The organism is Streptomyces sp. NPDC001393, from assembly GCF_053597455.1.
In genome coordinates this window covers 60,636-71,646 of sequence record NZ_JBSFIH010000051.1, presented here as the reverse complement: position 1 = coordinate 71,646, position 11,011 = coordinate 60,636, and the positions used below count along the sequence as shown (strand labels likewise).

General features: G+C 72.3%; 8 protein-coding genes. 3 read left to right on the top strand and 5 right to left on the bottom strand.

The features are described from left to right. A partial coding sequence (locus ACWC2T_RS36330) for a methyltransferase domain-containing protein (RefSeq protein ID WP_450674606.1) occupies positions 1 to 432 on the top strand: 432 nt, incomplete at its 5' end. Between the two features lie 33 nt (positions 433 to 465). Here ACWC2T_RS36330 and ACWC2T_RS36325 read toward each other — a convergent pair. Both ACWC2T_RS36325 and ACWC2T_RS36320 read right to left on the bottom strand, forming a co-directional pair. After that, entirely contained in the window at positions 466 to 2,976 is a 2,511-nt protein-coding gene (locus ACWC2T_RS36325; protein ID WP_450674605.1) for a SpoIIE family protein phosphatase, read from the bottom strand. An 83-nt stretch (positions 2,977 to 3,059) separates the two neighbouring features. After that, positions 3,060 to 3,275 carry a DUF4177 domain-containing protein gene (locus ACWC2T_RS36320; protein WP_450674604.1) on the bottom strand — a complete coding sequence of 72 codons (216 nt, stop codon included), beginning with the start codon at positions 3,273 to 3,275 and terminating at the stop codon, positions 3,060 to 3,062. Positions 3,276 to 3,428: 153 nt separating this feature from the next. On the opposite strand from ACWC2T_RS36320, the gene ACWC2T_RS36315 reads away from it, so the two are divergent. Further along, positions 3,429 to 4,046 carry a DUF6629 family protein gene (locus ACWC2T_RS36315; RefSeq protein ID WP_450674603.1) on the top strand — a complete coding sequence of 206 codons (618 nt, stop codon included), beginning with the start codon at positions 3,429 to 3,431 and terminating at the stop codon, positions 4,044 to 4,046. Positions 4,047 to 4,250: 204 nt separating this feature from the next. Then, positions 4,251 to 5,816: an alpha/beta hydrolase gene (locus ACWC2T_RS36310; protein ID WP_450674608.1), complete on the top strand. Its 1,566-nt coding sequence runs from the start codon at positions 4,251 to 4,253 to the stop codon at positions 5,814 to 5,816. A 92-nt stretch (positions 5,817 to 5,908) separates the two neighbouring features. On the opposite strand, the gene ACWC2T_RS36305 is transcribed toward ACWC2T_RS36310, so the two are convergent. From ACWC2T_RS36305 to ACWC2T_RS36295, 3 genes are all read right to left on the bottom strand, one after another. Beyond that, complete coding sequence (locus ACWC2T_RS36305) at positions 5,909 to 7,615, bottom strand: DUF885 domain-containing protein (protein WP_450674602.1); 1,707 nt, start codon at positions 7,613 to 7,615, stop codon at positions 5,909 to 5,911. A gap of 273 nt (positions 7,616 to 7,888) precedes the next feature. Beyond that, positions 7,889 to 9,481, bottom strand: a complete 1,593-nt coding sequence (locus tag ACWC2T_RS36300) for an MFS transporter (RefSeq protein ID WP_450674601.1) — start codon at positions 9,479 to 9,481, stop codon at positions 7,889 to 7,891. 15 nt (positions 9,482 to 9,496) lie between these two features. After that, on the bottom strand, positions 9,497 to 10,909 hold the full coding sequence (locus ACWC2T_RS36295; RefSeq protein WP_450674600.1) for an alpha/beta hydrolase: 1,413 nt from the start codon (positions 10,907 to 10,909) through the stop codon (positions 9,497 to 9,499). Positions 10,910 to 11,011: the final 102 nt, after the last annotated feature.

Sequence of the window (11,011 nt, the reverse complement as noted above, 5' to 3'; positions counted from 1 at the left end):
GTCCAGGTGAAGATCACGGTGGTGTGGTGGCTGGTCTACGCCGCCCTGGCCACCTGGGTGCTGCTGCGCACCAGGTACGGCAACTGGATCTTCGCGGTCGGCGGCAACAAGGTCACCGAGGCCCTCGACTTTCCGGACGGCTCCTTCGACACCGTCGTCACGAGTCTGATGCTGCACCATCTGCCGGAGGAGCTGCGGCCCACCGCGCTGCGCGAGATGTACCGCGTCCTGCGGCCCGGCGGGCGGCTGCTGGTGGTGGAGTTCCGGCCGCCGAAGACCCGGATCGACCGGCACCTGGTGCACGGTGGGGTCGGCCATGCCATGGCGCACAACCGGGTCGAGCTGCTGGACACCCTCGTCACCGACGCCGGCTTCGAGCTGCTCGGGCGCGGCGACCTGCGGCGTGCAGGCGCACCGGACGCGGTAGGGTGAGGCACGGCCCTGTCCGGGGGCCGGGCGCGCCGTTCAGTGCTCGTCCGAGAGCAGTTCCTCGACCCGGTGGGGCACGGGGACGGTGTCACCTCGTCCTCGTGCCTGCGCGCGGGAGGACACGTCGTTCGGCAGCTGTTGCTCCGCCCAGATGGTCTTGCCCGTGGCGGTGTACCGCGTGCCCCAGCGCTGGGCGACCTGCGCGACCAGGAAGAGACCTCGCCCTCCCTCGTCGGTGGTGCGGGCACGGCGCATATGGGGCGAGGTGTTGCCGGCGTCCGACACCTCACAGATGAGCGTCCGTTCGTGGATCAGACGCAGGCCGATCGGTCCACAGGCATGCTTGATGGCGTTGGTGATCAGCTCGCTCACGATCAGCTCGGTGGTGAAGGCGATGTCCTCCAGACCCCATGCCGCCAGGCAGCGGACGGCATGGTCGCGCGCCTCGTGCACCGCACGGGGGTCGGCGGGCACCTCCCAGGAGGCCACCCGGTCGGCAGGGAGGGCGCGCGTGCGGGCGATGAGGAAGGCCACGTCGTCGCGCGGATGATCCGGCAGAAGAATGCGGACCATCGTGTCACAGATCTCCTCCAGCGGCCGGTCGGGGTGGGCCAGGGCGAAGCACAGCCGCTCGAAACCGACGTCGACATCGCGGTCCGAGGCCTCGATCAGCCCGTCGGTGTACAGGGCGACGACGCTGCCCTCCTCCAGCTCGATCTCGGCCGACTCGAAGGGCAGACCGCCCAGGCCCAGCGGGGGGCCGGCGGGAATGTCGGGCAGTTCCACCGGCTCGCTGAGGTGGGCGATGGCGGGGGTGGGGTGCCCGGCGCGCGCCACGCTGAGTTTCCGCGAGATCGGGTCGTAGACCGCGTACACGCAGGTCGCGCCGATCACCACCGGCCCGCTCTCCGCTGCTTCCGCCTCTTCGGCCAGGCGCAGGACGAGGTCGTCGACGTGGGCGAGGAGCTCGTCGGGGGGCAGGTCCATGTCGGCCAGTGTCTGCACCGCCGCACGCAGCCGGCCCATGCTGGCCGCGGCGTGGATGCCATGGCCCACGACGTCCCCCACGACCAGGGCGATGCGGGCGCCGGAGAGCGGGATGACGTCGAACCAGTCGCCCCCCACACCGGCCTCGGCGTCGGTCGGCAGATAGCGGTAGGCGACCTCGACGGCGCAGTGATCGGGCAGGTCCGGGGGCAGCAGGCTGGTCTGCAGGGCGAGGGCCGCGTTGTGCTCGCGCACGAACCGCCGGGCGTTGTCCACGCACACCGCGGCCCGCGCCACCAGCTCCTCCACGAGCAGCAGGTCGTCCTCGTCGAACGGGCCGGGGTTCTCCCAGCGCAGCAGCGTGACCACCCCCATGGTCGCGCCCCGCGCCCGGAGCGGCACCACCAGGTGGGTGTGCACACCGAGGCTGAGCAGCTTGGACAGGCGCTGCTCATCGCCGGCCAGCCACCACGTCGTCGTGTCCAGCACCGGATCGAGGATCGGCCGGCCCGTGGTCAGACAGCGTCGTTGCGGGGACTTCGAGGGGTATCCGGTGGGCTCACCGATGGGCACGATCGCCTCTGGCAGCTCCGCGTGGATCGACAGGTGCGCTGCCCGCTGGAGCGTGCCGCCGGTGATGGGCCCGGGGGTGAGGTCCCTCGCCGCGAGGACGCCCTGGAAGAGGTCGATCGCCACGAAGTCGGCGAGCTGCGGCACGAGCACCTCGGCCAGCTCCTGCACCGTGCGGTCGAGGTCCAGGGTGGTGCCTATGCGCTGCGCCGCCTCGTTGACCAGCGCGAGCCGCTCGCGTGCCCGGTCCTGGGCGGTGAAGTCGACAGCGGTGTGACACACTCCCAGCGTCTTGCCGTCGACGTCTCTCAGCGGGAAGGACGAGCGGAGCCTGAGCTGGCCCTGCGAGTTCCGGCGGGACATGCCGTGCGGGGGCGCCACGTGCTCCACGGCCGGCGTGATCCGGCCCGATGTCAGCGCCTGCCGCGCCTGCCAGTCCACGGCGGTGGGCACCTGTGCCAGTGCGGCGGGCGCAGTCGTGCGGGGGGCTGCGAGGTCGGCCGGCAGGCCCTCCATGGCGGCCAGCACCTGGTTCACCCACTGGAAGCGCAGCTCACTGTCGAGGACGGCGATGCCGATCGGCGACTCCTTCAGGAGGCCGCGCACCACGGCCTGATCGAGTGCCCACCGGCGCGAGTCGGAGACCTCACAGGCCACGGCGAGCCATACGGCACCCTGCTCCGCGTGCAGCGGACACACCCGCAGGGCCAGTTCGACCGGGTGGCCCGCCCGGTGACGCGCGGTGATCAGTCCCTCCCAGCCCTCCCCGACCCGCTGCGCCTCGGCGAGCAGGGAGGCCGGTGAGCGATCGCTGGTGAGGAGGGAGGTCGCGGGCCGCCCCAGCACACTGGGCGCCGGATACCCGAGGAGGCCTTCCGCCCGGTGGCTCCAGTAGCGGATCAGGCCGTGTACGTCCACAAGGGCGACGGCGGCAGATGTGATGCCGAACGGATCGCCCCCGTGCTGGTCGGCCAGATCCCTGAGATCCATCGTGTCGGCCGCATCCGCGGGCGGGGTTACTGACACCACGGTCTCACAACGACCCGGGTGTGTCTCCGGACCGGCCGCGGGTGCTACTGGCGCGGGCGCTCGAAGGTCAGCAGCAGCCCTTCCACGGCTCCGGGGCCCATGCGGCCCTTGACGTCGGCGGAGGTGATGGCCTTCAGGCCCCAGCCGTCCTCGGCGTGCTTGTTCAGGACCTTCTCCAGTTTGTCGCTGTCCAGCGCGTCGCCGATCAGCGACTCCCGGAAGGTGACGACCTTGTACTCGTACGCGTAGCCGCTGCTCATGGTGCGGTGTTCCTCCTGACGGACGGGGGTGGTGGCGCGAAGGCCGGGGCAAGCCAACCATCATCGGGCCCCGCAGCGGAAGGACGTAGCGTGGTCGGCGGCAGAAGCGGCGGCTCGTGGCGGACCGCTCGGCGGCGACCTCTTGGTGGCGTGATGTGCTGGAGTGCGACGGCGGATCTCGCGGCAGGCAGCGCTGTCGCGGCGGTCGGGGTGGCGTGTGTGGCGCACGTGCGCCAGGGCCGGGAACTCCCGCTCGCCGCACTGCCGTTGCTGCTGGGGGCCCACCAGATCGTCGAGTCGGTGGTGTGGCGCTCGGGCGGAGGCGGCGGACCCGCGACCGTCGTATGGGCCGTCATCGCCCTGCCGCTGCTGGCGGTGTGGGTCCCGGCGGGAGTGATGTGGGTCGCCCCGCCCCATGCGCGGCTCCGGCTGGCCTTCCCGCTCGCCGCAGGAGTGTTGACCGCCGCGTGGCTCGCCCGCGGCCTTGCCACCGAACCCGTGACGGCCCAGATCCGCGGCCACACCGTCGGGTACGTCCTGCATGCCTCCCCCGTACCTCTGCTCGTCATGGGCTACTTGCTGGCCACGGTGGGCTCTCTGCTGCTGTCCGGGGACCGGCGGCTGCTCGTGCTGGGCGTGCTGGCCGCCGTGGGCGCGACGGCGTGCTGGGCGTTGTGGCGGCTGGAGTTCGTGTCGACCTGGTGCGCCGTGGCCGCACTGTGCTCGGTGGTCCTCCTCGGCTGGGTCCGCGCACGCCGCAGGTCCGCGTAACGCATCCGCGCCTCGGCCGTGCCGGCGCCCGGTGCGGACGAGGATCAGCCTGTTCGGGTTCTCCGCCGAACGTCTCTTTCCGTGTCCGTCGTGAGTCGTAACAAGACCGGTCTGCAGAGGGATTCGCGCGCGTCGCCCGATGCGAAATGGTCCTGCCGTCCTGGAAGTTGATCGAAAGGAACGGCCATCGTGCGGATAGGACGCATGGCGCCCTTGCTCGCCTTAGGAGTCGCGGCAACGCTGGTCCCCGCCCTCGCCCCGGCGCAGGCATCCGCGGCGGAACCACTGAACGGATTCGCGCACCAGAAGCCCGCCTGGCACAGATGCGACGCGTCGCAGCCCGCCGCGTTCCAGTGCGCGACGATCGACGTCCCGCTCGACTACAGCCGGCCCGACGCCACGACGATCAAGCTGGCCATCTCCCGCATCAGGACCAGTGTCCCCGGCAAGCGGCACGGCGCGATCCTCTTCAACCCCGGCGGCCCGGGCGGCGAGGGCCTGGACATGCCGGTCATGATGAAGGACGCGATGCCCAAAAACGTACGCGAGCAGTACGACCTCATCGGGTTCGACCCGCGCGGCGTGGGCCGGAGCAGCCCGCTCACCTGCGGTCTCACCGACCAGGAGCAGGCCTTCGAACACCCCTACAGGCCGGAGACGTTCAGCCACGACGTGACGTGGGCCCGGACCGTCGCCGACAAGTGCCGTGCGAGGAACGGCGACAGGCTGAGGTACTTCACCACCCGCAACACCGCCCGCGACATGGACGTCATCCGCGCCGTTCTGGGCGAGCGGAAGATCTCCTACCTGGGCTACTCCTACGGCACCTACCTCGGGGCCGTCTTCGCGCAGATGTTCTCGCAGCGGACCGATCGCATCGTGCTGGACAGCGCCGTCGACCCCGCGCGGGTCTGGCGCGGCATGATCCAGGTCTGGGCCGAGGGCACCGAGCCGGCGTTCACCCGCTGGACGAAGTGGACCGCACAGCGCGACCGTACCTACCGACTCGGCAACAGCCCGGCCAAGGTGAAGAAGACGTTCTGGGACCTGGTCGCCCGAGCCGATCGCACGCCCATCGACGAAGGCGGCGAAAAGCTCACCGGGGACGACATCCGTGCCTCCCTGCGCGCCGAGTTCTTCACCCCCAAGGTGGCGGCCGAGGCGGTCGTCAACCTCAAGAAGGCTGCCGACGGCCATGCGGTCGCCGGGAGTTCCGCCGTACCGGACGACCAGCAGGGGCCGCGCCACCCCGGGGCGCCCGCCGCAGAGCCACCGGGCGACAACGGCTCCGCCGTCTTCTGGGCCGTGGTCTGCGGCGACACAGCGGCCTGGCCCCGCGACCCCGAGCAGTACCGGCGTGACGCGATCCGGGACAAGGCCAAGTACCCCCTCTACGGCGACTTCGGCTCCAACATCACGCCCTGCGCGTTCTGGGACAAGCCGGCCGAGCCCGTCACCGCGGTGGACAACAGCGTCGGCGTGCTCACCGTCCAGAACCAGTGGGACTCCCAGACGCCCCTGGTCAGCGGCCTCGGCATGCACCACGCCCTGAAAGGCTCGCGCATGGTGTACGTCAGGGGCGGCGAGGGCCACGGCGTCTACTCCGACGACCCACGCGCCTGCGCCAACCGCGCCGTCAACGCCTACCTGAGCACCGGAAGGCTTCCGGCGCACGACGTCACCTGCAGGCCGTCCGACCGCCGCAGCCCCGGCGTGAACCCGCGGATCGTCCCCGCGCCGCGGCACACACCGCAGGCACCCCGCTTCTGAACCGGTTCCCCGAACCGGCCCCTCACCGGCTCCGCGAAGGTCTGTGAGAGGGCCGGAGCGGGGCGGCTGGACTGGGGACCTCCTCTGTTGCCCTACAGCGACGAGAGGGTGTCGGCCAGGTCGGCGAGGCCCAGCGAGCCCTGGGTGAGTGCCTTCATGTGCCAGGTCCGCAGGTCGAAACCGGCGCCGAGGCGGCGGCGGGAGGCCGCACGCCCCTCCAGCCAGGCGCGCTCTCCCAGCTTGTAGCCGATGGCCTGGCCGGGCCGGCCCAGATAACGGTCGATCTCGCTGAGGCGGCGTGCGGTGTCGCCGCCGTGGTGCGCGGCCATGAACGCGGTGGCGAGGTCCGGGGTCCAGCGTTCGCCGGGGTGGAAGCCCGAGTCGGTCGGGATGGCGAGTTCCAGGTGCATGCCGATGTCCACGATCACGCGGATGATGCGGAGCATCTGCTTGTCCAGGTAGCCGAGGCGGCGGGCGGGGTCCGTGAGGAAGCCCAGTTCGTCCATGAGCCGCTCGGCGTACAGGGCCCAGCCTTCCTTGTCGGCGCTGACTGCGCCGAGGGTGATCTGGTAGGTGCTGAGGATGTCCGCGGCGGCGGTCCACCGGGCGGTCTGCAGGTGGTGCCCCGGGACGCCCTCGTGGTACCAGGTGCTGACGATCTCCCAGGTGGGGAAGGTCTGTTGGCACAGCGTGGGCAGGTAGGTGCGCCCGGGGCGCCTGAAGTCGAGGCTGGGCCCGTTGTAGTAGGGGGCGCCCGCGCTGCCCGCGGGCGCGATCCTCGTCTCGGCCCGGCGCAGCGGGCCCGAGATGTCGAAATGGGTGCCGTCGAGGGCGTCGATCGCCTCGTCCATGACCTGCTGGAGCCAGGCGCGGATGTTCTCCTCGCCCGTGACGGCGTGGCCGCGCCGGTTCAGATGGTCCATGGTCTCCCGAACGGAGGCGCCCGGGAGGATCCGGTCGGCCTCGGCCCTCATCTCGGCGACCGTCCGGTGGAACTCCTCCCAGCCCCAGGCGTAGGTCTCGGCCGGGTCGGGAGCGATGCCGTTGTACCAGCGGGCCCAGCGCAGGTAGCGCTCGCGGCCGACGGCGTCCGGGGTGCCGTCCGCGGCGGGCAGGTAGGTGTGGCGCAGCCAGTCGCGGAAGCCGGCCACCGCGGTCGTCGCCCGGTCGGCGGCCGCGTCCAGTTCGCGCCTGAGCCGGTCCGGACCGGCGGCCACGAACGCGGCGAACCAACTCGCCCCGCCGGTGTCCTGGCCGGTCCAGGCGGCGAGTTGCCCGATGACGGCGCGGGCCTGGCGCGGTGCGCACAGCAGTCCGCGGGTGATGCCCTCGGTCAGAGTGGCCCGGAAGCCGTCCAGCGCGCCGGGCAGGTTCCGCAGCCGCCCGGCGACGGCCGCCCAGTCCTCGTCGGTGTCGGTGGGCATCAGGGTGAAGATGCCTCGCACCCTGTGCAGGGGTGAGTTGCCGTTGCTCAGCTCGCGGAACCGGTCACCCGCCTCGTGCAGGGCGAGTTCCGCGGTCAGCCTCTCCCGCAGCAGCCGGGCACAGTTCCGCTCGGTGCCCTCGAACACCACCCCGTTCTTCTCGGCGTCCCGCTCGGCGGCGTCGAGCACGGACAGCGTTCGGCGGGCTAGTTCGGCGAGGGCCTCCCAGCCCGCCGGAGACAGATCCGGCTGCCGGTCGTCCTCGGGATGCAGACCGAGTCGGGTCGAGGTCATGGGGTCGAGGGCGGCGACCTGCGCGACGTGGTCGTCGGCGATCCGGCGGGGTGTGCTCGGCTTCTCGGACACGCTCCTCATGCTGACGTACCGTCATCGACCTTGTCAGCAGCGCGCGTCGGCTTTCGGCCGCTTGGTACGGCGGTCCGCACGGCAAGCCGCGAGCGCTGCTCGGACCGGCCCTGCGCCGTTCGGCGAGCTCGCGGCCGTGCCCTCGGGTCCTCCAGGGGAAGAGGGCATCGACCACGCGATGGGCGCCGGTGGGCCTCGACCGCCACGCCTTGGCCGGCCGCAAGCAAGCCGACGAGCCGCGCCCCGGGGTGCCGAGCAGCCCCGGGGCGCGCCGAGCGGGTGTCATCCCGTGGTCAGGGCGGCCTGCTCCGTGCCGTCCGTCGCCGCCGGCGACGCGCTCTCCTCCGTCGTACGCCCGTGCAGTGCCGTGACCACCAGCAGCGCCGAGAACAGGGCGGCCGAGCCGCACACCACGAACCCGATCGCGTAGCCGTGGCCGAGGGCGTCCAGGGCGTAGGCGCGGGCGGCGCCCGGCGGGGAGGCGGCGGGGACGGAGTTCAGGGCGAGCGGGCCGCCCTCCTGCAGCACCGCGTGGGCCGCCGCTTTCGACTCCGCGTTGAGGGACGAGGAGCCGGCCAGCGAGGAGGTCACCCGGGAAGCCGCCTGGCTCAGCGCGACCGCGCCGATGACCGCGGGGCCGAGGGTGAAGCCGAAGTCGCGCAGCAGGTTGGTCGCCGCGCTCGCCATGCCGGCCAGCGGCAGCGGCACCGTGTTGACGGCGGTCGCGGTGATGGACGACACCGTGAAGGCGAAGCCGATGCCGACCAGTCCGAGGGGAAGGATCAGCGAGGTCAGGTTCCGGTCGCCGACGTCGAGTCCGGCGGCCAGGAAGTCGCCCGCGGCGATCAGCGCCAGCCCGGCCGTCAGCAGTGCCCGTGCGGGCAGCCGGTGCAGCAGCCGGGAGGTCAGCGGGGTCAGGACCGGGGTGATGCCGTTGAGCAGCAGGAACGCGAAGGCGGTGCGCATCGGGCTCTGGTGCTGGATGGGGCCGAGCCGGATGCTCGCCGCGTACGCCGTGCCCAGGAAGCTGAACATGCCCACGACCGCGACCGCCGACGCGATCGCGAAGGAACGGTTGCGGAACAGGTCCAGGCGCAGCAGCGGGGAGCGGGCCCGGCTCTCGGCGGCCAGGAACAGGCCCACGAACACGGCGGCGATCACGAAGGCAGCGACCACCGGGGCCGATCCCCAGCCGTCCGTCGGCCCCTGGATGACGGCGTACAGCAGGGCGAACAGACCGACGCCGATGGTGATCTGGCCGCCCACATCGAGTGAACGACCCTCGGGGGAGCGGGAGTTGGTGGCCAGCCACAGACTCACCAGGGCGCTCGCGGCGGCCAGTACGGCGACCACCACGAACGCCGCGCGCCATGAGCCGTAGGTGCCGGTGATGCCGCCGAGCAGCGGGGCGAGGAAGCCGCCCGCGGACAGGCTGGAGGCCCATACGGCGATGGCGCGGGCGCGCTGCGGGCCGGTGTGCGTGCCGGCCGCGATCATGGCGAGCGAGGTGGGGAAGAGCGCGGCGGCGCCGAGCCCGGCCAGCGCCTGCCCCACCCACAGCTGATGGATGCCGGAGGCGCTCGCGGCGACGACCTCGCCCGCGCAGAGCAGCGCCGCGCCGCCGACGAGGAGCTGTTTGCGGCCGAAGAGGTCGCCCAGCACGCCGAAGGAGAGTTCGAGGACGGCGACGGGCAGCAGGAACGCGTCGGAGATCCAGGTGAGTTGGGAGCCGACGGGGTGGAGGTGTTCCTGGAACAGGCCGTTGAGGGTGGCCGGTATGGCCAGGCCGATCTGAGCGAGACAGACGGCGAGACAGCCGGCGACGAGCGTGCCGAGCGGGAGGGAAGTGCGCGGGGCGGCGGATGTGTCGGACATGAGCGGGTCCCGGTGTCAGTGGTGGGTGGGGTGGGCCGGGCGGTCGCGGCCGACCGTCAGGCGTGCCGGGCGGTAGGGGACGTACGCCGCCCCGTCCAGGCCGAGCGCGGTGGCGGAGCGTTGGAGTGCGGCCGGGGTCGCGGCATCGTCCCAGTGGCCCAAGGAGACGCGGTGTTCGAGCGCGTGCAGGGCGGCCACGGTCTCGGCGGTGGTGAACGTGCAGTGGCCCTGCCGCTCCACGTAGGCCTGCCGCAGCAGTGCGCCGTCCCCGGCCGTACGCACCCGGTCGCCGAACCGCCGTTCCTGTTCGACCGGGACCAGGTTGTCGGCGATGGTGTGCACGTCCAGCAGCGGCACGCCGAGGCCCTGACCGGCCGAAGAAGAGCGCTGCGCGGCCTCGACCGCGGCGGGGTCGGCGGTGATGGCGGCGCCCCGGGTGAGGGACGTCAGGTCGGCGTGCAGGTCGAGCCCGGCCGTCCGGTACAGCGCGCGGACCTGCGGCGCGTGGACGGAGCCGGCCAGCAGGCGGGCGTAGTCGACGCCCCGGTTCCAGGAGTTGTTGCCGCCGGCGGACTGCTCGACAGCGTACCGGCCGCCCTCGACGAAGGAGAGGATGCCCTGCGCGAACCACGTGTACTGCTGCGCCTCCTGGCCCGGCCAGTCCGTCGGTGCGGGCCGGTCCTGTCCGGGCGCCCAGGCGGGCAGGTTGAGGAAGGCCGCGGCCAGCGCGATCCGGGCGCGGCCCTGCGGGGTGGCCTGTGCGGCGGTGACGGCGTCGGTGAGCCTCTTGGCGGTGGCGGCCGCGGCGTCGGCGGAGCCGAAGCGGACCAGACCGACCTCCTGTCCGGGCAGGAGCAGCCGGGCGATGGTGTACTCGGCGTCGAGCTGGTAGTTGTCCAGGTCGGTGCCGCCCGCGACCAGGCCGCACAGGCCGAGCGCGCCGCCGACACGGCCTGCGCCGTCCCGGGCGATCTGCGCGTTGACGAGCCCGCCCATGGACTGGCCGACGGCCAGAGTGCGCCGCGGCGCTCCGATCTTCGCTCCGACGGCGTCGAGGGTGGCGAACTGGTCGCGTTCAGCGCTGTTCAGGGCCCACATCGAGCCATGGGGGTCGTACGACGACCCGGCCAGCGCATAGCCCTCGGCGAGCAACTCGGTGCGCACGGCGTCGGAGGGGGCGTCCTTGGCGACGGTGGGGCCGAAGCCGTGGCTGAACAGCAGCAGGGTGCCGTTCCAGTGGGCGGGGACGTCCGCGATCCAGGTGGCACCGTCGGAGAGGGTGCCGGTGAGGTGGCCGGTGGTCGGCGGGTCCGCCTGGGCGGCGGTCGCGGGGGCGGTGGCGAGGGCCGCGGACGTCAGCGTGGCCAGGGCGGCCAGGGCGATCCGCAGGCGGCTGCGGGGAGTTCGGGGGCGGGTGCTGGCAGGCATGGAGGTGGCTCCTTGAAGGAGGCTGCGGAGCGGGGACCTGGGAAGATGCTCAGTGCACTGAACGAAGGTGTGGTGGAATGTAGGGCTGTTTTCTTGCGGGGG